The organism is Ruminococcus hominis, from assembly GCF_014287355.1.
Lineage (GTDB): Bacteria > Bacillota > Clostridia > Lachnospirales > Lachnospiraceae > Schaedlerella > Schaedlerella hominis.
In genome coordinates this window covers 3202431-3228064 of the sequence record NZ_JACOPE010000001.1, presented here as the reverse complement: position 1 = coordinate 3228064, position 25634 = coordinate 3202431, and the positions used below count along the sequence as shown (strand labels likewise).

Sequence of the window (25634 nt, the reverse complement as noted above, 5' to 3'; positions counted from 1 at the left end):
ATTAAGACCTTTCATAGTTATAATTCGCAGAAATCTGTGAGTTTATAGCTATTTTATGCAGTCACCGCATTTACCATAAAAAATAGTGTTACTGGATTCTATAATACCGTCGAAATTCGAGGCGGCTGCCTTGTTTATCTGTTCGATTTCCTTCATATCCAGGTCAAGGTCAAGAACCCGTCTGCACTCAGTGCAGAAAAAATGATTGTGTGGCTTGACACATCCATCAAATCTGTCGGCTCCATCTGGAGTGGCGATTTTCAATGCTTCACCAATGTCCGTAAGAAGATTCAAATTCCGATATACAGTTCCAAGACTGATGTTAGGATAATCTTCCTTTACATGCATATAAACCATGTCGGCAGTTGGATGCTCTTTAGTCGAGGCCAGATACTGTTTGATGGATTCTCGTTGTCGGCTGAATTTTAATGTTGCCATTGGGAATCCCTCCTTAAAACTTAAACAATAATAGTAACAATTACTGTAATTAGAATATACAACTTTTGAGAAGAAAAGTCAACATTTTTTGAAAAAAATTTTCAAGTTTCTTGATGAATTTTTCGATACTTTGTTGGAGACATTCCATAATAATCAGTAAATACTCTGTAAAAATGATCGGAACTGTTATAGCCGACATCTTCTGCTATTTTTTCGATAGAATCATTTGTTGTTTCTAACAATTGAACTGCCGCTCTCATTTTTAATTTTCGGACTACAGAAGAAAATGACTGGTCTGTAGTTTCCTTTATTATTTTTGACAGATAAGGCACAGAATAATGAAAAATTTTTGAAAGTTCGGACAGGGTAATTGTGGTATAGTGACTTTGTATGTAGCGCAAAATAGGAGCGTAGGCAATTCCGTTATTATAACTGGAAAACTGGCTGTATGTTTCGTAATTTCGTAGAATGCTTACGAATAGAAGGCTAAGCCAGTGGACGCTGCTTTGATTTACATATTTATCATATTGAAAATTTTCTAAAAAAAGTTCTTTCATTAAAAAACGTACATCAGGAGAAGCACTTGTCTGGAAAAGCAGATAATTTGGCTCATCTGTATTTGATAAAATCTTCCTGAAAAAGTGGGACAGAATATCATCATTGGAAAGAAGTGGGAAAAATGTCTTACTAAAAGTTTGTTCTTTCACAAGGATAGGGAAAATCTGTGAATCTGGATCGAGAAGTCTGGTAGAATGGTTTGTAAAAGGAGAAATAATACAGAAATCCCCTTCTTTTAGTATTCTTTTTTCATCCAGAAAGACAAACTCACACTGACCTTTGAAAATATAATTAATCTCAAAACAATCATGCATGTGAATAAAGGTATTAATATTCCAAAACTGACTTATAACGGTTAAGTCTGCATTCATAGGGACAACATCAAAATCTTCTATATTAGTTAGAATATTTCCAGGAAAACGGAAATATAAAGTACGTATTTTTTTCAAAAATTCATCATCATCCATCAGGGCAAATCCACTTATATCAGGAAGCTCTGACTCGGAACAAATATAATTTTGGTTTTTATACAGTTCATGAAGAATATCCGGAAGATTAGGATGGTTATTATGAACTCGGTTAAAATTATCAATGCTATCCTGGATATCTCCAAGTGAAACGTAGAAATTCATAATATGCTTACCTCCTTTGCACCAGTATATCATCCAATTCAAACAGTGTAAATTAAAAAAGATACAAGATGAATAGTAAAAAACAAAAAAAACAGGATATATTTAATTATAAATATTAAAAAATATAGGAAAATAAAGTGAATTCATTATGATATTACAGAGCGGAAAATGTGGTTGCAATGATATGATGCCTTTAGAAAAAAGGAGGATATTAAAATGGGAGTGAATTCAAAAGGAAAGCTAAGCTGGAGAGAAAAATAGCATTTTCCAGTGGTGAAATGGGAACAAATTTGTTGTTTGCAGCAATGAGCGCATATCTACTTGTATATTATACAAATTATGCGCACGTTAATGCAGCGGTTATTTCACTGAATATGGGATCTATGTTTTATTATCTTGCGTATGTATGTGGAAAACCACAGTCGGTAGCAGTAGTAGGAATGATTTTATCCATGCCGATGCTTTTCCTGATTCCTCTTTCAAAACCTGTGATCGCAAAAACTGGTATGAAGAACGGCCTGATTGGTGGTATTTTGCTTATGACATTGGGACGTGTGGTCGTTGGTCTTGGTGGAAGTACATCTCTTATGGCAGTATATATAGGTTCGGTTATTTTTGCTGTAGGATGTAGTACACAGTGGTGCTCTTATCCATTACTTTGTAATACGGTAGAATATGGTGAGTGGCAGAATGGTTATCGTCAGGAAGGGCTGATCATGTCAGTAAATAGTTTTGGTTCCAAATGTGGTACAGCTTTGGGAACAGCATTCTGTGGATGGATTCTTGCATGGGCAGGATATAATGGTGCAGCAGAGGTACAGACTGCATCGGCTTTAACAGGTATTACGATTGTATATGTAGTGCTTCCAATTGTCTTAAATATTCTGTGTGTAATTATTCTTAGCTTCTACAAACTGGAAAAACAGTATCCGACAATTGTCAAAGAACTGGAAGAAAGACACCAGAAAGAAAAATAGTGTGAAGCTGAAAGAATGTTTATAGAAATATTACGATAGTGGAGAAAGGAAATAAATATGAAGAATCAGGCGATATATCCGGGTAAGGTATGGTTGGATACAAATGGAAATCGTATTCAGGCTCATGGCGGTTCTATTATGTACATTGATGGCGTGTATTATTGGTATGGAGAAAATAAAGAGAAAACAGATGGTGTGAATGGTATCTGGCATTGGGGAGTGAAATGTTATAGTTCCACAGATTTGTATAACTGGGAAGACAGAGGAATTATTATTCCACCGGAACCAGGTGATCCTACATCTTCATTGCATCCGGAATCATGTATGGACAGACCACATATTATTTATAATAAGAAAACAAAGAAATATGTATGTTGGATGAAAATTATGAACAAAGACAGTTTCCAGACACAGACAGAAACTGTAATGGTTGCAAATCACATTCTTGGTCCATACACGAAGGTGAAAGAAGGATTACAGCCATTGGGAATGAATGCAGGAGATTTTGATCTTGCTGTAGCAGAAGATGGAAAAGCATATTATTACTTTGAACGTGTGCATTCGGAAACAATTTGTGCGGATCTGACGGAAGATTATACAGATGTTACAGGATATTATTCTACGCATTTTCCGAGAAAACATCCACCATATGTGAGAGAGGCAACGGCACATTTTAAAAGAAAAGGAAAACATTATCTGATTACTTCCGGAACAACAGGATATTTACCAAATCCGTCAGAAGTAGCTGTTGCAGATACATGGCATGGACCATATAAAGTATTGGGAAATCCTCATGTTGGAGATGAGAGTCAGACATCTTTCCACAGTCAGATCTCATGTATCTTTAAAGTGGAAGGAAAAAAAGATTTATACATTGCGTGTGCAGATCGATGGCTGCCACAGAATATGGATAAAGAATATCCAATTTATGAGGAAATGTTTAACAGTATTTATTCAGAAGAAGAGAAAGAATTTGATTTTAGCCGCATGGGAGAGGAACCGATTCAGAATACATCCATTGCAGATTATGTATGGTTACCACTTCGTTTTGATGGAGATATGGTTTATATTGATTGGAAAGACGAGTGGAGAATAGAAGATTACGAGTAAAAAGTAATAAATTAGGATAACAGGTGTTGTTAGTAGGTTAGGAAGTTTATGCTTCCAAGATTACTGACAACACCTGTTTTGATATAAAAAAGAAATTCTTATTATTTGTATAATGAAGCTAGTTGTGAATGATGAAAATAAATTCCGGGATGTATGATAATGACAAAATATTACAAATATATTACATAAAGAACGGAAAATATGAAATAATATGTAAGATAAGGTCGTAGGATGAAGATGGAAAGATATGGTAAAATATTGACAAAATAATATTTTGTTGATACAATGCAAATGTAACTAAAAGTTAACAAATGTGTAACAATTAAAAACTTCCTACAAAAGATAAAGAAAAAACAGTAAGGAGGTTTTAGATGAAACAAGTACACATAAAACAAAAATTGATTGCTTCTGCAATAGTTGGAGCATTGATGATTCCGGGGAGTGCAATGGTAGTAGATGCAGCAGATGCAGATGAAAATGTAAATGTAGTATCGCAGGTTGCAGGAATCGATCAAGTTACAGTTGCAACAGTAACGGCAGATGTGCTGAATGTAAGAGCCGGTCAGGGAACCGATTTTCAAATTTTATTGCAAGTTTTAGAACAAGAACGTTATGAAGTAACAGGGGACTCAGTAAATGGATGGTATCCGATCACAGTAGGGGATGTAGACGGATGGGTGTCCGGTGAGTGGATCACGACTGAGAAAGTGGACAAAGATGAATTTGCAGAAGAGGAAAAACAGGCACAAAAAGATAGTGTGGGGACGGCACAAGAAACGGTTGCGTTACAATCTTCGTCATATACAACAGGACAGCAGGTTATAGATTTTGCTTGTCAGTTTATTGGGAATCCCTATGTATGGGGAGGTACAAGTTTAACTAGTGGTGCAGATTGTTCAGGATTTGTACAGTCTGTATATGCAAACTTTGGGATAAGTCTTCCGCGAACCACATGGGATATGGAAAATATCGGATATGAAGTATCATATGAACAGGCACAGCCGGGTGACTTGATTCTTTATGATGGTCACGTTGGCTTGTATATGGGTGATGGGAATATTGTAAATGCAATGAATGAAGCAGATGGGATTGGTATATGCACGGCAACGTATGCACCAATCGTGACAGTGAGGAGAGTATTATAGATATGAAGAATGGTGCGGAGAAAAACTTCCGCATCATTTTTTTACATTATTATAGGAAGAAAGTATATCAGAATCACTGCGCATCCTCGCGGAGCGTTTATCTCAGTCTGAGATTGGACTCCCACTGAGACAAATTTGCTTTTACTCACTACCTGAAGAGGTAGGAGTCTTCTCGACTGAGATAAATATGTGGATAACTTAGCCAAATAGCTTATCCACACTATCAACATGAAAAATAGTGTAATATACACCGACTTTTACTGAAAAATAGAAGATTATTCACCAATTCTCAACAGATTATCAACAGGGAAAGGATAATTTTTCACTGGTATACCCCTGATTTTTCACATGAAAAACCGAGTTATCCACAGAAATTCACAAAGTTATCCACATTTTGTTAATATGTTGGGGGAAAATAGTGGGTAACTAGTACATGAACAACTGTTTGGAGTTAGTTATGTGAAAAAGTATGACAGTAATGAGGTATTTGTGTGTAACAGGGTGAATTTACAGAAAGTTTACAAAATAATAAGACAGGAAAGATTGTTAAAAGTTCTCCAATGGGAAAATGTCGAATGGCAAAATGCACAAAAAAACAGAAAAACGTCGAAAATCTTGAAAATGGAGTTTTCAACTTATTCACATTGAAAATTCGGAAAATGGTGGATAAATTAGAGATTTCCTCATAGTTATTCACATTATCCACATTAAAAACCCACATTTATGTGAATTACTTTTAATAAAAAAAGAACAGATGTTTTGGTGTAAATTATGAAAATGCATTTTTGTCGAAAAAAAACAAAAAAATAATTGACTTTTAAGATGTCTAAAATCTATGAGAATTGAAGTGACAATTCAGATATTTGATACATTTTTGGAGTTGCTAAATTCAATGTATGGGATTATAATAGGAAACACGAAACAATAAGGAGGAAATTGAAAATGGCACAGATTACAAGAGCTACAAAAATTGGCGAATTGTTGAATGTATTTCCAGAATCAGCTCCAATCTTAATGGAAATTGGAATGCATTGTCTTGGATGCCCATCTTCACAGATGGAGTCATTAGAAGAAGCAGCTATGGTTCATGGTATTGATGCAGATTTACTTGTTGAGAAGATCAATGCAGCAATGACAGCAGCAGGAAAATAAATTAAAATGACTAAAATAAAAATGTCCGAAATTCGATTTGAAGAATTTCGGACATTTTTTTGCTTAAAAATAATGATTACATCATAGCAGGTACGATAAATGAATATCTGTTATTAGCTAAGATGCGCCAGTTTCTGTACGGCATCGGCTGCTATCACAATCTCACAGTGTTCTTCAAGAAATGCGAGAATCGTAGTAGATACCTTCTCCGGAGAACCATATTCAGAAAGCATATTACAGACTTTATTAAATTCATTTTTTGTATGCTCTGACTGTGTCAGTGCCAGAATGTAAATACCATCACTGTTGTTATCACGATACAAAGTATTAGCACCATGATAAAGAGAACCGATTAACTGTGCCATTTGAATGACCTGGTCGATATTGTCAAAGGAATATAATTTGACATTGAGTGGAACAGGTGCATCTTCTGCCGTTTTTTCCTCTTCCTGTTCTGATGATGTAGCAGATACGCTGGCAGCAGCACCCTTTACTTTATTGAGTAAGTCTAAAAATTCATCTGCACCTTCAAGTTTATTCAATGTCTCAGGGAGAGGAAAATCATTTTCCCCTGCAGACGTGAATTTTGAAAAACGGGTATCCAATTCTTCCGGGTCTTCAACCTTTGTAATAATAAGTACAATTGTGTCAGCAGAAGTTGGAATTGCTTCTATCATCAATGGAATATCGTCAGCTTCAAAACCAAAGTCAAATGATGCCTGTTGCATCATATCACGAAATAAGGACTTGGCTTTTTCAGTACCATATGCAAGTTCACTTAGTTTCAAATGGCGGGCAGCCAAATCGGCATGTGTCAATGTACAACGAATCTGGTTATCGTTAATTTTTTCAATTTTCATATGATCACATCCTTACATTTATATATTATTTCTCATGATTAGTATAAACAAATCTTTTTCGAATGTAAAGAAAAACACAAATATATTACTTATCAACAAATCCACAGCACTTATGAACAAAAAACACATTGAAATATGGGAAAGATGTTCCTATAATGGCAAGTACAGAAGATAGTATTTCGTGATAAATAAATTAATATACGAGAGGAGGAAAGAATCATTTCGGGAAATACAATTAGAATCGTAAGATCTAAATTCGGATAACAATAACATTTCATAAACATTTCAGTCAAAAAAATCTATTCGAAAAATACGAGCAACTATTCAGATTAAATTGGAAAGTTGCATATTCTAAAGAATTCGAGTCCTGAATTCTAGGACAGTACACAACTAATAATTAAAAAAGAGAAAGTCATGGTACGGTTCGTACTATCTTTTGGACATATCATCTTACGGCATGTCACACACCTAACCTCCGATATATAGATGATATATATAAATGTATATTTATCAGAACCGACATGGAAAGGAGCAGAGTCAAAAAAATGGATTTAAGTAATGGAACGGTATACACAGAATTGTATACAGAATTGGAAGGATACGAAAGGAATGGCGTCTGTCTGTTGATGGAAGGAAGTCATGTCAGCCCGATGCAGGTAGTGAGAGAACTAATGGCCCGAGAAGAAGGCAGTTATATGCGGGATTATGAGATGAATGCAGATGGATATATCGAATCCTTATCTTTTATCAATGTAACAAAGAAAAATGAAACTGAGAATGAGCATAAACCGTCGTAAACCCCTTTATTTCAGACAGTGTAATATGGTATAATGGAATCTGATAGGAGGTACGCCATGGACGAAAGAGAAAGACGCCAAAAGCGTCAAGTTAAGAAAACCAGACGACCGGTACAGTCAGGTAGAGGCGGAAGAGCTGGAGCAGGGTATCCAGAGGCAGATGCGCAGAGAAGAAGAACTTCAAACAATGTGAATAGAGCAAGACGTAATCGTGCGAGACGTAGAAGAAGACTTTTTATAATCAGAGGAGTAATATGTATTATTTTAGTTGTCGCAGTGGGCTTGGGATTCATACTTTATCACAAATATGGTTCATCTAAAGAGAAAGCTGATTTGAAAAATTATTATGGAATCAGTGATAAAAATGAGCTGGGTGTCACAGTAAATAATAAAGTAATCAAAAATAGCGATGGGAATGCGGTAGGCAGATTGATTGACGGTGAAGCGTATGTGGAATATTCTGTTGTCAGAGATTATATAAACGAACGTTTTTATTGGGACCCAAATGAGAACATTATGCTATATACATTACCAAACGGCAATGTTTCAGTTGAAGTTGGAAGCAAAGATTATACAGAAGTTACAGAGAAGAAAAGTGAGACGTATACAATTCTGAAGACAGAGGGAAGAACAGCATATATAGCCGTTCCATTCATCCAACAGTATACGAACATGGATTACAACATATACAAAACCCCGAATCGTGTTGCAATTACAAGTAGCTGGGGAGAGATTGAAAGTGCGATCATAAAGAAAAAAACAGAGGTGCGTTATCAAGGCGGAGTGAAGAGCCCAATTCTGACAGAAGTGAAGAAGTCAGATAAAGTAACCGTGCTGGAAGATGAAGATGGCTGGAAGAAAATAGCAACGGAAGACGGATTTGTCGGATATGTTAAGACAAGAACGTTAAAGAAGATTCAGAAAGAAACGACAAAAAGAGATTTTGACGAACCAAAATACACGAATATTTCTGTAGGTCATACGATTAATATGGCATGGCACAATGTTGAAAATGAAGATGCGAACAGTTATGCATTAGAAACAATTGCATCTACAAAAGGGCTTAATGTGATAGCTCCTACTTGGTTTAAAATTGCAGATACCGATGGAAATCTGACATCACTTGCAAGTTCAGATTATGTTAATTATGCACATCAGGTGAATCTTGACGTATGGGCTACAGTCAGAGATTTTCATGGTGGAATCAATAGCTATGATGAGACTTATGAAGTATTAAGTTACACTTCAAAACGTGAGAATCTGACGAATCAGATTATTGCTGCAGCACTTCAGACAGGAATTGATGGAATCAATCTTGATTTCGAATTGATTTCAACAGAATGTGGAGAGCATTATATTCAGTTCGTGAGAGAATTGTCAGTAAAATGCAGACAGAATGGATTAGTATTTTCAATAGATAATTATGTTCCGCAACCATATAATGAGCATTATAATTTAAAGGAACAGGGAATTGTCGCAGATTATGTTGTAATTATGGCATATGACGAACATACAGAAGGGTCTTATGAAGCAGGTTCTGTATCATCTTATAATTATGTAAAAGATGGAATTAAGAATGCAGCAAAGAGTGTATCATCTGATAAGCTGATAGCAGCAATTCCATTTTACACGAGACTTTGGTTAGAAACTCCGAAGACTGATGCTGAATTGGCATCCGAAGAGGGAACTGAAGCGGCAAATTATAAGAATAAAGTAAGTAGTACAGCATTAGGTATGGATGAAGCACAGCAGGTAGTTCAGGATGCGGGTGCACAGACTGAATGGGATGATACTACAAAGCAGAACTATGCACAGTGGGAAACGGAAGATGGAATCTACAAAATTTGGCTGGAAGATACAAAATCCCTGGAGGAAAAATTGAAACTGATCAAGAGTGATAATCTTGCAGGTGTTGCAGAGTGGAAGCTTGGTTGGGAGAATTCTGATGTTTGGGATATGATTCTGCAGTATGTAAATTAAATAAGTAAGAAAGAGACATCCTTTTTCTGCATATATTTTAAAAGTAATATATGTGGGAAGGGATGTTTTTTTGAAGTTAAATTATAAAGAAATAAAGACAAAGGGTAAAACAGTACTTGTGATAGTCTGTTTAATGGGAGTTGCAATTGGGAGCCAGATTATCGGGACAAAGTTTTATGAACATGTTATAAGTAAAGTAGATGATATGCAAAATAATAGTCAGAATGTAGAAGATATGGGAAGTGAAACAAGTGTAGAGAGCACACAGATAGAGAATAAAAAGGTACAGATTGTGCTGGATAGTGGGCACGGGGGAAGTGATCCGGGAAAGATTGGGATTAATGGCGTACAAGAGAAGGATATCAATCTTATGATTGCAAAGAAAGTAGAATCCAAATTACAGGAAAAGCAAATTGTTGTGATGATGACCCGAACAGATGAAAGGGGACTGGCAGATTCAAAAGTGGAAGATATGAAAACAAGAGTAGATATAATTAATGAAAATAAGCCAGTGTTGGCAGTTAGTATTCATCAAAACAGTTATGAGCAGGAAGGAATTTGTGGGGCACAGGTTTTCTATTATACGCATTCAACGGAAGGGAAAAGTGCAGCAGAATATATGCAGAATAGTTTATTGAGTGTGGACGCAGATAACAAAAGACAGGCGAAAGCAAATGACACTTATTACATGTTGAAGCGTACAGAGGTTCCGCTCATCATTGTAGAGTGCGGATTTTTAAGCAATCGGGAAGAAGCGGAAAAATTAAGCACAGATGAATACCAGGAAAAGGTTGCAGATGCAATTTGTAATGGAATTGAAACATATCTGAAAGATATAAGTTAGAAATTTGCATTTTTTCTGTAAATATTAGTAGAAAGTTTGCCCGATAGACTGCTTTTTAGAAGATGTATATTTTTTTTTACTATGAAAAATGGTATAATAAAATTTATGGAAACGATAATTAGAAAAGTAGATAAACATAATATTGACATGCAGATTATGCAAGAAGCAGGAGAGATTCTTAAGAAGGGCGGTCTGGTAGCGTTCCCGACAGAGACGGTTTATGGTTTGGGGGCGAATGCGCTGGACGAGGAGGCAGCGAAAAAGACTTATGCAGCAAAGGGCAGACCTTCGGATAATCCATTGATCGTGCATATTGCAACTTTAGAAGATTTGGAGAAGGTAGCTAAGAATATTTCGAAAGACGTAGAAGCACTGGCTAATCGATTCTGGCCGGGACCACTGACGATGATATTTGAAAAGACAGATATCGTGCCATATGGAACAACAGGAGGATTAGATACAGTGGCTGTCAGAATGCCAAGTGACCCGATTGCGAGAGAATTAATTCTGGCGGGCGGTGGATTTGTATCGGCACCAAGTGCGAATACTTCGGGACGTCCAAGTCCGACGACAGCAGAACACGTAAGTGAAGATTTGAGCGGAAAGATTGACATGATTATAGATGGAGGAAGCGTAGATATCGGATTGGAGTCTACAATTCTTGATATGACGGTCAATCCGCCGATGATTTTAAGACCCGGTGCAATTACAGCAGAGATGTTTGAAGAAGTGATCGATCATGTAACGATTGATGAGACAATTCTTGGAATAGAGACAAAAAAGGCGCCAAAGGCACCTGGAATGAAGTATCGTCATTATGCACCAAAGGCCAAATTAACGATTGTAGAGGGTAATATCAGGGAAGAAGTTCTGGCAATCCGCCAGCTTGTGTATGAAGCAATCAGACAGGGCAAGCGCGTTGGAATCATTGCAACGAACGAAACAATTGCGTATTATACAAATGGTGTGATCAAGAATATCGGAAGCCGTGAAAATGAAGAGACGATTGCGAGAAATCTTTATGCAATCCTGCGTGATTTTGATGCAGAAGAAGTAGATTTGATCTACAGTGAATCATTTGCTTTGCAGGGGATAGGAAAAGCAATCATGAATCGTCTTGAGAAGGCGGCAGGACATACAAGAATCTCAGCACAGGCAGTTATGAAATATCAGAAGTACAGACGTATTGTATTTTTGAGTGATGCAGATACATGCCGTGGACCAATGGCTGCAGAGATGCTCAGACACAAAGATTTATGCCAGGAATATGCCATTGATTCCCGTGGGCTGGTAGTATTGTTCCCAGAACCGGTGAATCAAAAAGCCGAGGCAGTCATGAAAAGTGCACAAATGACGATGGAAAATCATACAGCAACTGCATTTTCAGAAAATGATGTTGCAGAAGATATACTGATATTGGCAATGTGTGAGAGTGAAAAAGAAAAAGTACAGTCAGAGTATGGTGAGGCTGCGAAAGTCTTTACGCTCAGTGAATTTATCGGAGAAGAATCGGGGATACCGAACCCGTATGGTCAGCCATTGAACGCATATGGAGAATGTATGGAGAGGCTGACAGAGACAATCGATAAACTGGCTGAAACCTTAAATAAAGACGCGTCTTTTGAAGAAGTGTAAAACTGGGAAAAAAAGGAGGGGAATATGTCAACAAAACGAGATGATTATATATCATGGGATGAATATTTTATGGGGGTAGCTCTGCTTTCCGGACTTCGTTCAAAGGATCCGAATACACAGGTGGGATGTTGTATTGTAAGTCCTGACAATAAGATTTTATCAATGGGTTACAATGGACTTCCAAGAGGTTGTTCAGATGATGATTTTCCTTGGACGAGAGACGGAGAAGATCCGTTGGAAACAAAATACGTATATTCAACACACAGTGAGCTCAATGCTATTTTGAATTATAGCGGCGGCAGTCTGGAAGGGGCGAGAATGTATGTCTCTCTGTTTCCTTGTAATGAATGTGCAAAGGCAATCATTCAGTCAGGAATTAAGGAAGTTATTTATGACTGTGATAAATATGCCGATACACCAAGTGTGATCGCATCTAAGCGTATGATGAGCGCAGCAGGTGTGAAATTCTATCAGTATCATAGAACAAACAGGGAAATAAAGATTAATTTATAATAAAGAACATAAAGAAGATGTCAGCAGCATATAGATATTTCAGGAAATGAGAATGGTGTATCTAAATTGTTTAGTGGATAACAATTGGGTAAAATAATTCTGGACGGAGGTATGGTATGCTTCGTAAGCTGGCATCTTTTTTTGTGACATTTTTTATTCGTGCGCTTGTTGGAGGAACACTGATCTTTTTTATAAATCATTATGTGTTACCGGATCAAACATCGTTAAATGTGGGGATTAACGCAGCTTCGTTGGTTACAAGCGGGGCGCTTGGAGTACCTGGGGTATGTCTGTTATATAGTATCTTAATTTTTCAAAATTTGTGAGGATTTCACAAAAACAAAAAAGATGAAAAATCTATCTGGACAAATAAAAAATACACGTTTATAATACGATTCACACAGTAGTTATCACATCTGCTGTTTCATTTCAAATCAATCTGATTTGGATATTTCTAGGGATTGGATGAGCAAGTATATCATTCAATTATCAATTATGAATTCCGTTGCATATTTCGCAACAATGTTTCAAGTTGAATTAATCAAAGTAAAATACGGACAAACTCTATAGGACTATAGGTGTGGTGTGTAGAGAGACAGGAGGACAAAGTGTATGTAAAAAATGTTGTAATTTGTGATTCTCAAAAACAATATTCGGAAAATCTGTTTCAAGTATTAACAAAGAGTAAGTCACCGGAAGTACAGTTTTATCTTTTCCACAGTATGCAGGACGCGGAGCAATTTGCAAAAGAGAAGAAGATTTATGCATTGCTGACAGGAGAAGAATGTCCAAAAGAAAAAAGAAGGCAGATTCCGGCGGTAAGGAAGTTTGTGTTAGTACAAGATAAAAGGAGTGCATTGGAAGACGGAGAGATTGGTGTTTATCGATATCAGAGTGCAGAAGCAATACGTGCACAGATGTTGGAAAGAAGAGTTAAGAGAAAGGAGACGCAGAGAAGTACAAGGGCACGAAGAGGAGGACAATTGATCGGGGTGTATTCTCCAATTCATAGAATTGGCAAGACAAGGTTCGCTCTTGCACTGGGAAAGAAATTAGCGGAGCGGGAACCGGTATTGTATTTGAATCTGGAAGGATATGCGGGTTCGTCTTACTATTTTACCGATCCAACAGAGCAGACACTGGCAGATTTGATTTATTATTTGCGTCAGGAAAAGGGAAATCTCGGGATGCGGATCAGTATGATGGCAGGTCAGCTTGAGAAGTTAGATTATATTAAACCGATGCCATATATTTTGGATATGCAGGCGATACAAAAAGAGGAATGGTTACAATTATTTCAACAGATTTTAAATCAGTGCATTTATGAGAAGATTATTTTGGATTTGGGAGACAGTGTGAATGGTTTGTTTGAAATTTTGGAGGCATGCCATACTGTTTACACACCATATATCGAAGAGCGGGCAGCAATGACAAAGCTTGCAGAGTATACGGAAAATTTGCGTAAAACAGGAAAAGAACAGGTTTTGGAGAAAACGATTCAAAAAAGAATGAGGTAGAAGATAACGTGAATATACAAGAAGAACAGCTATATGAACGGGTGATGGAACGGATAGACCTTACAAGAGAGATGGAAGACGAAGAATTATCCGAGATTATCTATAGTGTGTTACAGGAATTTTCGGAGGAAGAGTATTTGCCATTGAAAGAGCAGATACGGTTGAGCAGACGATTGTTTCATTCTTTTCGTAAATTGGATGTGTTACAGGAGCTGGTAGAGGATGATTCAATCACGGAGATTATGATTAATGGAAAGGATCACATATTTGTGGAGAGGGACGGCAGAATAGTCCGCTCTGACAAGACGTTTTTATCGCAGGAAAAATTGGAAGATGTGATCCAGCAGATTGTATCAGGAACGAATCGTTATGTAAATGAATTGTCTCCAATCGTAGATGCCAGATTGGAAGATGGTTCACGTGTGAATGTTGTGTTGAAACCAGTGGCTTTGAATGGTCCGATCATGACGATCAGAAAGTTTCCAAAAGAAAAGGTGACGATGAAACAGTTGGTTGAATGGCAGAGTATCACAGAAGAGGCGGTAGAATTTTTAAAGATGCTTGTCAAAGCCAAATATAATATTTTTGTGAGTGGCGGAACCGGATCAGGGAAGACAACTTTTTTAAATGCCTTATCGGACTATATTCCAAAGGATGAACGAATCATCACGATTGAAGATAATGCAGAATTACAGATAAAGGGGGTCCCGAATCTTGTAAGGCTGGAAGCGAGAAATGCGAATCTGGAAGGAGAAGGAGCGGTGACAATCAGAGATTTGATCAAATCGGCACTTCGAATGCGACCGGATCGTATCGTAGTCGGAGAGGTAAGAGGAGATGAGACTGTGGACATGATATCATCGGCGATGTTGAACGGGCACAGCGGCTCTATGTCCACCGGACATTCAAATAATCCGACCGATATGTTGCATCGATTAGAAACGATGATGATGATGGGAATAGACCTTCCTTTAACGGCAATTCAGAGACAGATTGCATCTGCATTAGATATTATTATTCATTTGGGAAGATTGAGGGACAAGTCAAGAAAGGTGCTGGAGATAGTGGAGGTGTTAGGATTTGAGAATGGTCGGATTCAGACACAGACGCTATATGAATTTCGAGAGGAGGGAATGCGAGGTGGAAAGATTCAAGGAACACTGGTGAAGAGTGCGGAATTGGTTCATCGGGACAAATTGCTGGCAGCAGGATATACAGCGTAAGGAATACATGGTTGCAATTACAAAGGCTATTGTACTGGATTTGCTCTTAGCATATTTATTTTATGATTCATGGATTGCAGGTGTTGTCTTATTGCCGGTTGCAATCGGATATTTTCAGCAGTGGAGAGAAGAGTGCTGCAGGAAAAAAGAATTGGAATTCCGTATGCAGTTTCGAGATGCAATGCAGATCATGGCGTCTTCCTTGAAGGTGGGATATTCGGTAGAGAATGCGATTCGCTCCACAGAAAAGGAGTTGCAAACATTACATTCAAAGGATAGCCGTATATGTCAGGAGTTTGAACTTATGACACATAAATTAAGTATGAATCAGACTGCCGAACATGTATTGTGGGTGTTTGCCAAAAGAGTTCAACAAGAAGATGCAGAAGATTTTGCGGTGGTGTTTGCGACAGCCAAGCGGATGGGTGGAGACAGCATTACAATTTTAAAAGAGTCAATCCGCATGATAGGAGACAAGATGGAAGTAGAGCGGGAGATCCAGACGATGTTAGCGGCGAAGAGCTTAGAATTTCAAGTGATGTGTATGATCCCGTTAGGTATGGTACTGTATATGCGTTTTACATTTCCGGAGTTCTTATCTGTCTTGTATGGAAGTGCTGCAGGAGTCATGTTGATGAGTGTGTGCCTGATTATTTATATAGCGGCATATTACATGGGAAGGAAGATGGTACACATTGAAGTTTAAAGAAAATCGGAATACGATGCAGAAAAAAATAGGGATAATTCTTCTTACAGCAGGAATATTATCTTTGATTCTTTTTCTTGCAGATAATTTTAAGAGTCTTCCGATGACGAAAGAAGGGATAAATTATGTGGAACGTAACAAGCAAGGTAAAGGAGACAGACAAGAAGATTTACAAGTATGGATCGGAGATGCCAAAGAACCATATACTGTCCGAATCCACGAACAGAAATATACGGAGGCAGAATTACAACGAGAACTGGCCAAGGCAGAAGTTCAGCTGGAGAAGCTGATATTAGGAGATAATAGAAGTCTTGATGAGGTGCGAAGTAATCTGAATCTTATTCGTAATATTCCCGATACGGGGATTAAAGTGTCCTGGGAACTGGATAATTATGAAGTGTTGAATTTGCAGGGGAAAGTTCAGAATGATGATTTACCAAAGGAAGGACGCATAGTTGAACTGAGAGCTACGTTATCTTATGAGAAAATAAAGGAGATGTATTTTCTTTATGCAAGAATATTGCCACCGAAACAGACAGATATGGAAAAACTGATATCAAATTTAAACGCAGAGGTAGATAAGCAGGACAGGTTAAGTGAGACAGAGAAACGGATGTTACTTCCAACAAGTATAAACGGGGAGGTTATAATCTGGAAATATGCAAAGAATCTACGTGCAGCAGCAGTACTTCTGATCGGTATTGTTATGGCAGTGTTGATGTACGTGTCAGAAAAACAAAAGGTAAAGGAAACACATTCAAAAAGAGAGCAGCAATTAGCATTGGATTATCCTAAAATGATAAGTCGTTTTACACTTTTTCTTGGAGCCGGTATGACACCAAGAAATGCGTGGAATAAGATTGTCAACGATTATGAACAGGAGAAAAGACGGGAAGTAAGTGTAGAAGAAGGAAAAAGGAAAAAAGAAAAAGTTGAAAGAGAAGTATATGAAGAGATGGCATACACCATGCATGAGATGAAAGGAGGTATGGCAGAAAATGAATGTTATGAACGCTTTGGTGAACGTTGTGGATTACAAGTATACAAAAAGTTTGGAACAATGTTGTCACAGAACCTAAAAAAAGGCACAAAAGGCTTGACTGAATTATTGAGACAGGAGGCAGATACAGCGTTTGATGAGCGGAAAAACACAGCAAAACAGTTGGGAGAAAAGGCGGGAACGAAGATATTATTTCCAATGTTCTTGATGCTGGCGGTTGTATTGCTGATGATTATCGTACCGGCATTTTTATCATTGCAAATATAAGGTATGTAGGATATGGAGGGATATTATGATAAAACAAATTACATTAATGGGGAAGATAAGACTACAGAAAGAAGCAGAAAAAATTAAAAACATTCTGAAAGACCAGTCTGGAATGTCGGTTATAGAATTGTTGTTAATTTTGGTCGTGATTATTGCATTGGTTCTTATTTTTAAGAATCAGTTGACAGATTTGGTAAATACAATTTTTGAAAAGATTACAAGTGAAAGTGCAGGTATCTGATGCAATGTAAAAGAAAGGTATCAGGGGAAATTACAGCATTTCTAAGTTTAATTTTTGTTCTACTTATTTCATTTATTTTTGCACTGATTGAAAGTGCGACAATTCAAACCACAAAGAATCAAAAGCGATTGGATGTGGATCGAGCAATCTTTTCAATATTTGGAGAATATCAAAAGGAATTATGGAAGGAATATGAAGTGTTTGCGTTGGATGCTTCTTACCAGTCAGGACAATACGACGAGAATCGGATTCTGGACAGACTTGCATATTATGGAAGTGCCGGAATCGAACAGGAGATTTCGGAAATACAGATGTTGACAGATAATCAGGGACAGGCTTTCAGGGAACAAGTTCTGGCATTTATGGAACAACAGACAGGAATTCAAAGCATACAGAATATGATTGGTTTATCTGCACAATGGGAAGAAAGAGAGATAGAAGGCAGTCAGTTGACAGAACAGATGGAAAATGAATTATTACAAAACGGAAGTGTTATAGAGGAAGAAGCCTCAGAATTACTTCAGATGCAGGCATCAGGACTTTTGGCACTGGCTTTGCCGAAGAATTTTATTTTATCGAACAGATCAATATCGAAAGAACAGCAATTGTCAGGTCGTACCTTAAACGGAGGCAGAGGAAGTTTTCCTGCAAGAGTAGGAGTTGGAGGATTAGAAGAAAGAGTATTATTTGAACAATATATAGAACAACATTTTAGTTCAGCTGTTGAAAAGAAATCAGAAAATCGGACATTGGACTATGAACTGGAATATATATTGTGTGGGAAATCGTCAGATAAAGAGAATCTTGAAGCAGTTATAAAACGGTTGATGGCGGCACGTTTTGCATTAAACTACGGATACTTGATGGGAAGCGTACAAAGGCAGGAAGAAGCAGCGGCATTGGCGGCTACCGTTGCGGTGATTTTACTACAGCCGGAGTTGATGGAGACAGCAAAGCAGATAATTTTAATGCTATGGGGTTTCGGAGAAAGTGTGATAGATATACGAGCACTTTTGTCAGGTAATCGTGTAGCAATGATAAAAGATGATTCAAACTGGCAATTGCAGTTGAGTTCGTTATTTCTTCTAGGAACCGCACTGGATACGCAAGAGGGAAGAGATGATGAAAATGGTATGAAATATACCCAATATTTGCAAATACTTTTACTTCTGAAACAAAATTCAGAGATTACGATGAGGACGTTAGACAGGGTAGAAGAAAATCTGATACATGAAAATAATCTGGGATATTTTCGTGCAGATTCATGTGTTACAAGGATGAAGCTACAAAACAAGGCAGAAATCTGGAACGGGAAAACATATCAGTTCCCATGTAAATTTGGGTATGAATCACAATAAAAGTGATGAATAGTTCTTATAAACAGAGTACAAAAACAGGCTGGTTTTGGGGTTTGATACGGGTGCCTTTTCGGCATTTATAAATCCCTCAAAAAAATAAAATGTGAAAATCTTTAGAAAGGAAAATCCGCATGGTGCAAAATTATAATTACTCATCTAAAAAAGTGCAGGAAAAGGTACCTGTATCAGATCCTAAAATCAGTACTGTACAAAAACAGCGGAGGAATAGAAAAAATAAAGGCAAGGATTATACGAATGGCAGTGTGACTGTAGAGGCAGCGATGGCAATACCGATATTTTTATTTGCAATATTGTGTATCGTATATATTTTAGAAATACAAAGTATTCGTTTTAGCGTTTCAGCTGCGGCGCAGCATGCAGGAAAACTGGCAGCAGAGCAGATCCCGATTGTGTCAGTGTTAAATCCGATTAAATTAAAAGCGGATATTGTCAATGTGGTTGGGGCAGAGAGATTGGATCGAAGTATTGTCGATGGTGGAAGTGCAGGAATTCATTGCTTTACTTCTTATTACGATACGGGAGATGAAGTGGTACATATTTATGTCAACTATCGAGTGAAATTGCCGTTTCCACAGCATATGCATGTGGGACAAAAAATCCGACAGGAGATTGAAATTAAGGCGTGGACCGGATATCCACACAATGGATTGGATGACGAGGATGACAGTATTGTATATATAGCAGATACGGGGAGTGTTTATCATACGAATTATCAGTGTTCAGCATTACATGTACAGATTCAGTTTGTGCCCCAGTCAGCACTGTCAGGATATCGAAATGAGTCAGGAGGACGATATTATGCCTGTGAACATTGTGTACATGGCAGCACAATGTCGGGAGTTTATATTGCTGATTATGGAACAAAATATCATAATTCATTGAATTGCAGCAGTTTAAAGAGATCTATTCGTTCTGTCAAAAAATCACAAGCAGGAGGAAGGAGAGCATGCAGCAAATGTGCGAATTAAATCAGGGCGTATGGATTGTATATTTGACTTGTTTATCGGTGATTGATATTCGAACACGTAAAATTCCAATATGGCTGTTAGGTGTAGGCGGGATAACGGCAATTGTTATGCAGATATGGAAAAGTTTAAAAGGAGCGTCGATTTCTCCAATCCTTATTGTGTCGGGTGCAGCTGTGGGAATTGTATTTCTAGGAATTAGTAAGATTACGAGAGAGGCATTCGGTTATGGAGATGGAATTGTTATCCTAATTCTGGGAATTTGTTTGGGCTTATGGGATTTGCTAATCGTATTGATGATTTCATTTCTTGGTGCATCACTTATAGCAATATTACTATTAGTGTGGAATAAAGGAGCTAAAAAACAAAGCATGCCTTTCATTCCGTTTTTGTGTATAGGTTATGTTGCGGTGATATTGATGGGATAGTGCAAGTATGGGAAGAATAAAAAAATATCAAGAAGTACAGGGTGTTATAACAGTTGAAATGGCATATTTGATGCCAATTATTTTTATGGTGTTTGTGCTCGTTGTTTACACTTCATTTTATTATCATGATAAACAAATTTTAATCGGTGCGGCGACAGAAACAGCAACTGTTGGGGCACAGCAGAAGAGATGGCCGGGAGAGAGTGTGGCTGCAGAACAGTTTTGCCGTGAGAGAATCGGTGGAAAGTTAATTTTATTTGCAGAAACTGAGGTTACAACATCAGTGACGAAAGAATGGGTAGACGTAGATATTTATGCAAGAAAGAAGAAAATGAAACTTCATATCAGGCAAAGAGCACCGGTTGTCAATCCGGAAAAGAAGATTAGAAGAAAAGCAATTCTAGAAAAGGCAATAAAGAATAGCGAAAGCGAGTGAGGAAAAATATGTTTCAGGCGCAATTCGAATCAAAATTAAATCAAAGCAATTTACATATTTATTTGGACCAATCATATGAAGAAGATTATCAGATTCCGATGCTTCAAAAAAATCCGATTGTTGGAATCCTGCCGGTAAGAGGTGCGGCATTAGACGGAAGAAGCAAATACACGTATCAAACAAAAGGGTTTCAAACGATGGCTGTTATTTATGAAAAGAAACCAATCCAACAACAAGAAATTCAGTTATTGGTGATGGAACTTCTTCAGATAATAGAAAAGCTGGAAAATTATATGTTAAATCCCAATTGCCTGATATTAGATCCGGAATATATTTTCTTAAATGAAAAACAGTGGTATTTTTGTTATCTTCCAGGATGGGACGGAAAACTCACTCAGTCCTTTCATCAGTTGACAGAATATTTTGTGAGAACGTTGGATTATGGAGATACAAATGGGATTGTTCTGGCATATGAACTGCATAAAGCAACGCTGCAGGAAAACTATAATCTGGGAGAAATTATGAAACAGTACGAAGCTCATGAGGAAGAGAGAAAACGTACAATGGAAGAGTGGAGAGAAGAACAGAGGCAGAATAGAAACCGCCTGATGTTTGGAGAAAAGGCAGAAGGTGTCCAGATGCGAATTGCAGAAGATTATGGAAATGTGTTTCGTCTTACGGAAGAGGAAGAACAGTATGACCCGGAAGATACAAAAGGGTATTATGAAGTAGAGGAAGGGATGCAGGCAATCAGAGAAGAAGGCGGTACCTGGAAGTCATGGAGAAAGGCTGCAAAGAGGTTAAAGAGAAACCGTTGGGGAAGCTGGAATGATTTTATACTTGAAGGAGACGAGGATTCAGATTCTATGTGATACGAAAGTGAACAAAACAGACAAACTGTCGAAAATGCAAAAGAAAAATTATTATTCTTCTATTTTCCGAAAAAATGGGATATACTGGAAACAGTATAAAATTTTTTAGAAAGAAGGAACTGTCATGAGAGATGATAATTGTATTTTTTGCAAAATAGCAGCGGGGGAGATTCCATCAGCAACACTGTATGAAGATGATGATTTTCGCGTGATTCTGGATTTGAACCCGGCATCAAAAGGACATGCACTGATTTTACCAAAAGAACATTATAGAAATCTGTATGATTTGGATGATGAGCTTGCGGCAAAAGTTTTGGTACTTGCGAAAAAAGAAGTTAACAAATTAAAAGATGTATTGGGATGTGACGGATACAATATAGTACAGAACAATGAAGAAGTGGCCGGTCAGTCAGTTTTCCATTTCCATATGCATATGATTCCAAGATACAAAGATGATAATGTAGGACTTGGATGGAAACTTGGAACATTAACAGATGAAGATAAAGAAGAGATTCTGAATAAATTAAAATAGCACTGGAGAAGAACATTGATTGAAGGTCATGAAATCAAAAAGATTTATGATGAATATAAGCAGGTGGTTTTCAAGGTAGCATATAAATATTCACGGAATTCAGAAGTTGCAAATGATATAGCACACGATGTTTTTGTATTATTTATGCAGGATGCGAAACAGAGAAAGTCTATTGAGGAGTATACAAACATTAAAGCATGGTTGACAGTAACAACAAGAAATACAGCATATAACTATCTGGTGAAAATGAAGCATGAAATATACATTAGTGAAGAATCTGAAAAAACACTGGAAATGTATATAGATGAAAAAGCACAGGAAGCGAGTGCGGAGAGCCGATGCTTAAATGAGTTGAGACATAAAAAGCATAAGTCAGTGCACGATAATGTACTGGCAGGCGTGCTAAAGAAAAATGAAAGATGGTATCAGGCAATCATGCTTACATACGATACAGAAATAACTCAGATAGAAGCGGCAGAGATCATGGGGATGAGTACTCAGGCATTTTATACCATGTTGCATAGAGCAAAGGTATGGATTCGTAAGAAGTATGGAATAGAATACGAAGAGTTGGATGAAATATAAAAGTTCAAGACTCGTGATTGAGCCTTGAACTTAATTATTACGTCTTTAAATAAGTATAAGAAATATATTACTTGTTTAAACGAACCTCTTCGATTAATCCGGTGATGGTATTGATTGCATCATGTTGTCCGGAATTACGCATGGCATCCATATAGGTGGCACGATTGTCGTAAAGCTTGTGAACTGCTTCAAGAAGAGAATCTTTTGTTGTTTCCTCTTCTTCCAGAACCATACTGAATCCCTGACGTTCAAATGAGCGGGCGTTTAGAATCTGGTCACCACGACTTGCATTTTTAGAAAGCGGGATAAGCAGGTTTGGTTTGCAAAGAGCAAGTAATTCACAGATTGCATTAGCACCGGCACGGGAAATTACGATATCGGCAAGTGCAAATATATCACATAATTCATCTTTGATATATTCAAACTGTACATATCCTTCTGTGCCTACTAAGGATTGATCCAATTTACCTTTCCCGCAAAGGTGGATAACCTGAAATGTTTTAAGTAATTCAGGAAGAGCACCGCGGACAGCGTTGTTGACAGCAACTGAACCCAAGCTCCCTCCGATGACAAGGATAACAGGTTTGCCGGCTGTAAATCCACAGAAGTCAAGAGCTGCGATTTTATTACCGGAAAGAAGCTCCTGACGGATAGGAGAACCGGTTAAAACGGCTTTACCTTCAGGAAGCTGCTTTAAAGTCTCAACGAAGTTACAGCAAACTTTTGTTGCAGAAGGAAAAGCAAGTTTATTCGCAAGCCCCGGAGTCATATCAGATTCATGAATGATAACCGGAACTTTGTTGCGTTTACCAGCCATAACGACAGGAACAGATACAAATCCACCTTTGGAGAAAATGACATCCGGTTTCAACTGGCGAACAAGCTTGTTGGTTTCACTAAGTCCTTTCAATACACGGAATGGATCAGTGAAATTCTGCCAACTGAAATAACGGCGAAGTTTACCGGATGAAATGCCGTAATATGGAATATTGAAAGGTTCGATTAGTTCCTTTTCAATTCCATTATAAGAACCGATGTAGTGAATATCATAGCCAAGTTCCTTTAATTTAGGGAGCAAGGCAATATTTGGAGTAACATGTCCGGCAGTTCCACCGCCGGTAAGGATAATTCGTTTCATAAAAAAAGACCTCCATAGAAGTTATAATCAAAAGCTGCTTATCATAGAATATATAATCAGCAATAAAATCATCATAAATTCATAATAAACGTATTTAGAAAAAAGTCAAGATAAACGGAAGTTGATGTTTATCAATATATAATGTCGTTTATAGATAATCTATAAACGAACAATAGCAACAAACAAAACCTATAAGTAAGAGGCAATAAGATGAAAAAATTGAGAAAACTCTCACTGAAAGAGGAGCTTGAAAAAGAAGCTGCCGAAATAGAAAAAGAACTTGCAGAAGATCCAGAGTTGGATAATCTAAAAGTCAGTAAAGAGCTGGATGATGCAATTTACGCAGAGATTCAGCGGTATGAAAAAGAGCTGGAAGAAAATAAAATCAAAGAATTCCCGCTTCGGACATATAAGAAAAAGAAAAGAGCCAAGCTACTCGTCGCATTGGTAGCGATACTCGTGCTGGTTATGGGGATGAGTGTATCCAGTGTGGGAAGTAAGTCGTATATGAAGGAGCTGATAGAGAAGTTTACAGGGAAATCACAGGTGGATGTGACGAATGTGAAGGATATGGATAGCCATGACGTAGAAGATATGGAAGAAAGAGAAGCTTATCAAGAAGTGGATAAAATGTTAAAAGACAAAAGTGTTCGTATGTGGATTGTACCAGAGAAAATGCATTTTATGTCATATACCATAGACAAAAATATTCAACAAGCTGATTTATATTACGAATATGAAGACAAAACTATAAGATATGAAATTTATTTGAATCGTAAGGACTCTTCTAAAGGAGTGACTAAAGAAGATGACGCAGAGAGTATCTATGAATTGGAAGTGCAAGGAAATAAAATTAAAGTAGAACAGAGAAAAACAGAGGAAACAGATTCAAATGTAATGACAGCAGAATTTGAATATAAAGGGGTATTATATCAACTCAGAGGAAAGTTGAAAAAAGAGGAATTTGATAAAATATTAGAAAATTTAAAATTTTATTAAAAAAACGCGTAAGGATTTTATGGCTCATTTGTCTATATAATATAAAGCAAATTATTTGAGATTTTGGAGGGAGACAAATGAAAAAGAAAATTATGTCGACTTTAAGTTTGATATTATCAGTCTGTTTTCTGTTTTGTGGAACAATAAATGCAGAAGAGACATCTTTAAAACAAGTGGATGGATCATATCTCACAAACCAAGAGATGTCCGAAGGGACGACAAAGAATGATTTGGCACGTGGTGAATATCTGATGGATGGTTCTTGTACAATCAGTAAAGCAGGAATTGGTAAGATTTACATTTATGGTCAAACAACGGCACATGAGACAGTAGATAAAGTAGAAGTAGTGGTTTATATAGACAAATATAATGAAAAAACAGATAAATGGGACAGAGTAGATGTGATTTCAAAAGAAAGTAAAGACAACTATTACGTATCTCTTGGAAAAAGAATGACAGTAGATAGAGGCGCTTATTATAGATTACAAAGTGAACATTTTGTGTTTAAAGGCAAAAATTTTGAAGAAACAGCTTGTTTCACAGATGGAATTTGGATTGACTAGCTAACTGCCCTACCCTCCTCGAGCAATCACACCGGTCGCTGTCTGCTTGGAATTGAGAAAATAATAACTTAAAAAAATAAAAAATATTAAGGAAAAATCCTCTTGATTCCATCAAACCGCAAACCTAAACCATATAAGCAGA

28 protein-coding genes and 1 pseudogene are annotated in these 25634 nt (G+C 37.2%); 25 read left to right on the top strand and 4 right to left on the bottom strand.

Annotated features, from left to right (window positions below):
• Positions 1-48: 48 nt before the first annotated feature.
• On the bottom strand, positions 49-438 hold the full coding sequence (locus tag H8S40_RS14670) for a Fur family transcriptional regulator (protein WP_118738509.1): 390 nt from the start codon (positions 436-438) through the stop codon (positions 49-51).
• A gap of 101 nt (positions 439-539) precedes the next feature.
• On the bottom strand, positions 540-1463 hold the full coding sequence (locus tag H8S40_RS14665) for an AraC family transcriptional regulator (protein ID WP_186865506.1): 924 nt from the start codon (positions 1461-1463) through the stop codon (positions 540-542).
• Between the two features lie 443 nt (positions 1464-1906).
• Here H8S40_RS14665 and H8S40_RS14660 point away from each other — a divergent pair, with 443 nt between their 5' ends.
• The 4 genes from H8S40_RS14660 to H8S40_RS14645 all read left to right on the top strand — a co-directional run bounded on the left by H8S40_RS14660 (position 1907) and on the right by H8S40_RS14645 (position 6012).
• Entirely contained in the window at positions 1907-2605 is a 699-nt protein-coding gene (locus H8S40_RS14660; RefSeq protein ID WP_118687863.1) for an MFS transporter, read from the top strand.
• Positions 2606-2662: 57 nt separating this feature from the next.
• Complete coding sequence (locus tag H8S40_RS14655; RefSeq protein ID WP_118724004.1) at positions 2663-3715, top strand: family 43 glycosylhydrolase; 1053 nt, start codon at positions 2663-2665, stop codon at positions 3713-3715.
• Positions 3716-4086: 371 nt separating this feature from the next.
• The gene (locus tag H8S40_RS14650; RefSeq protein WP_186865505.1) at positions 4087-4860 is read left to right on the top strand and encodes a C40 family peptidase; all 774 of its coding nucleotides are present in this window, start codon (positions 4087-4089) and stop codon (positions 4858-4860) included.
• 942 nt (positions 4861-5802) lie between these two features.
• Positions 5803-6012 carry a DUF1858 domain-containing protein gene (locus H8S40_RS14645; RefSeq protein WP_022075504.1) on the top strand — a complete coding sequence of 70 codons (210 nt, stop codon included), beginning with the start codon at positions 5803-5805 and terminating at the stop codon, positions 6010-6012.
• Between the two features lie 113 nt (positions 6013-6125).
• On the opposite strand, the gene H8S40_RS14640 is transcribed toward H8S40_RS14645, so the two are convergent.
• Positions 6126-6872: an adaptor protein MecA gene (locus H8S40_RS14640; RefSeq protein WP_118687865.1), complete on the bottom strand. Its 747-nt coding sequence runs from the start codon at positions 6870-6872 to the stop codon at positions 6126-6128.
• Positions 6873-7417: 545 nt separating this feature from the next.
• Here H8S40_RS14640 and H8S40_RS14635 point away from each other — a divergent pair.
• The 19 genes and pseudogenes from H8S40_RS14635 (at position 7418) to H8S40_RS14550 (ending at position 22792) form a co-directional block, all read left to right on the top strand.
• Entirely contained in the window at positions 7418-7669 is a 252-nt protein-coding gene (locus H8S40_RS14635) for a hypothetical protein (RefSeq protein WP_022075502.1), read from the top strand.
• Between the two features lie 57 nt (positions 7670-7726).
• Entirely contained in the window at positions 7727-9649 is a 1923-nt protein-coding gene (locus H8S40_RS14630) for a glycosyl hydrolase family 18 protein (protein ID WP_186865504.1), read from the top strand.
• Positions 9650-9719: 70 nt separating this feature from the next.
• Positions 9720-10493: an N-acetylmuramoyl-L-alanine amidase family protein gene (locus H8S40_RS14625; protein WP_366482615.1), complete on the top strand. Its 774-nt coding sequence runs from the start codon at positions 9720-9722 to the stop codon at positions 10491-10493.
• A 105-nt stretch (positions 10494-10598) separates the two neighbouring features.
• Positions 10599-11642 (top strand): annotated as a pseudogene (locus H8S40_RS14620) (L-threonylcarbamoyladenylate synthase); the annotation flags it as partial.
• A gap of 12 nt (positions 11643-11654) precedes the next feature.
• Positions 11655-12128, top strand: coding sequence for an arsenate reductase/protein-tyrosine-phosphatase family protein (locus H8S40_RS16585; RefSeq protein ID WP_436286267.1), 474 nt, complete (start codon positions 11655-11657; stop codon positions 12126-12128).
• A gap of 24 nt (positions 12129-12152) precedes the next feature.
• Entirely contained in the window at positions 12153-12641 is a 489-nt protein-coding gene (locus H8S40_RS14615; RefSeq protein ID WP_022075498.1) for a deoxycytidylate deaminase, read from the top strand.
• Between the two features lie 116 nt (positions 12642-12757).
• A complete protein-coding gene (locus H8S40_RS14610) occupies positions 12758-12967 on the top strand; it encodes a pro-sigmaK processing inhibitor BofA family protein (RefSeq protein WP_118724008.1) in 210 nt (69 codons plus the stop codon).
• A 282-nt stretch (positions 12968-13249) separates the two neighbouring features.
• Positions 13250-14158: a P-loop NTPase family protein gene (locus H8S40_RS14605; RefSeq protein ID WP_118738200.1), complete on the top strand. Its 909-nt coding sequence runs from the start codon at positions 13250-13252 to the stop codon at positions 14156-14158.
• A 44-nt stretch (positions 14159-14202) separates the two neighbouring features.
• Positions 14203-15381 (top strand): TadA family conjugal transfer-associated ATPase, encoded by a 1179-nt coding sequence (locus H8S40_RS14600; protein WP_118687956.1) that lies wholly within the window; start codon positions 14203-14205, stop codon positions 15379-15381.
• Positions 15329-16087, top strand: coding sequence for a type II secretion system F family protein (locus tag H8S40_RS14595; protein ID WP_366482611.1), 759 nt, complete (start codon positions 15329-15331; stop codon positions 16085-16087). The genes H8S40_RS14600 and H8S40_RS14595 overlap by 53 nt, the downstream gene beginning before the upstream one ends.
• Positions 16077-17354, top strand: coding sequence for a type II secretion system F family protein (locus H8S40_RS14590; protein WP_243238267.1), 1278 nt, complete (start codon positions 16077-16079; stop codon positions 17352-17354). The genes H8S40_RS14595 and H8S40_RS14590 overlap by 11 nt, the downstream gene beginning before the upstream one ends.
• A 25-nt stretch (positions 17355-17379) precedes the next feature.
• Positions 17380-17595 carry a Flp1 family type IVb pilin gene (locus tag H8S40_RS14585; RefSeq protein WP_022075493.1) on the top strand — a complete coding sequence of 72 codons (216 nt, stop codon included), beginning with the start codon at positions 17380-17382 and terminating at the stop codon, positions 17593-17595.
• On the top strand, positions 17595-18953 hold the full coding sequence (locus H8S40_RS14580) for a DUF5702 domain-containing protein (RefSeq protein WP_186865502.1): 1359 nt from the start codon (positions 17595-17597) through the stop codon (positions 18951-18953). Before H8S40_RS14585 ends, H8S40_RS14580 begins: the two co-directional genes overlap by 1 nt.
• Before the next feature lie 131 nt (positions 18954-19084).
• The gene (locus tag H8S40_RS14575; protein WP_186865501.1) at positions 19085-19942 is read left to right on the top strand and encodes a TadE/TadG family type IV pilus assembly protein; all 858 of its coding nucleotides are present in this window, start codon (positions 19085-19087) and stop codon (positions 19940-19942) included.
• Positions 19921-20367 carry a prepilin peptidase gene (locus tag H8S40_RS14570; protein WP_186865500.1) on the top strand — a complete coding sequence of 149 codons (447 nt, stop codon included), beginning with the start codon at positions 19921-19923 and terminating at the stop codon, positions 20365-20367. The genes H8S40_RS14575 and H8S40_RS14570 overlap by 22 nt, the downstream gene beginning before the upstream one ends.
• Before the next feature lie 7 nt (positions 20368-20374).
• A complete protein-coding gene (locus tag H8S40_RS14565) occupies positions 20375-20803 on the top strand; it encodes a TadE family protein (protein WP_186865499.1) in 429 nt (142 codons plus the stop codon).
• Positions 20804-20811: 8 nt separating this feature from the next.
• Positions 20812-21675, top strand: a complete 864-nt coding sequence (locus H8S40_RS14560; RefSeq protein ID WP_186865498.1) for a DUF6382 domain-containing protein — start codon at positions 20812-20814, stop codon at positions 21673-21675.
• Between the two features lie 124 nt (positions 21676-21799).
• Positions 21800-22207 (top strand): HIT family protein, encoded by a 408-nt coding sequence (locus tag H8S40_RS14555; RefSeq protein ID WP_117989935.1) that lies wholly within the window; start codon positions 21800-21802, stop codon positions 22205-22207.
• 15 nt (positions 22208-22222) lie between these two features.
• Positions 22223-22792, top strand: a complete 570-nt coding sequence (locus H8S40_RS14550; protein ID WP_118724022.1) for an RNA polymerase sigma factor — start codon at positions 22223-22225, stop codon at positions 22790-22792.
• Positions 22793-22859: 67 nt separating this feature from the next.
• Here H8S40_RS14550 and murG read toward each other — a convergent pair whose 3' ends face one another.
• Positions 22860-23930 carry an undecaprenyldiphospho-muramoylpentapeptide beta-N-acetylglucosaminyltransferase gene (gene murG, locus H8S40_RS14545; protein ID WP_186865497.1) on the bottom strand — a complete coding sequence of 357 codons (1071 nt, stop codon included), beginning with the start codon at positions 23928-23930 and terminating at the stop codon, positions 22860-22862.
• 210 nt (positions 23931-24140) lie between these two features.
• Here murG and H8S40_RS14540 point away from each other — a divergent pair, with 210 nt between their 5' ends.
• A complete protein-coding gene (locus H8S40_RS14540; RefSeq protein WP_186865496.1) occupies positions 24141-24929 on the top strand; it encodes a DUF4367 domain-containing protein in 789 nt (262 codons plus the stop codon).
• A gap of 77 nt (positions 24930-25006) precedes the next feature.
• The gene (locus H8S40_RS14535; RefSeq protein WP_118724025.1) at positions 25007-25492 is read left to right on the top strand and encodes a DUF6147 family protein; all 486 of its coding nucleotides are present in this window, start codon (positions 25007-25009) and stop codon (positions 25490-25492) included.
• Positions 25493-25634: the final 142 nt, after the last annotated feature.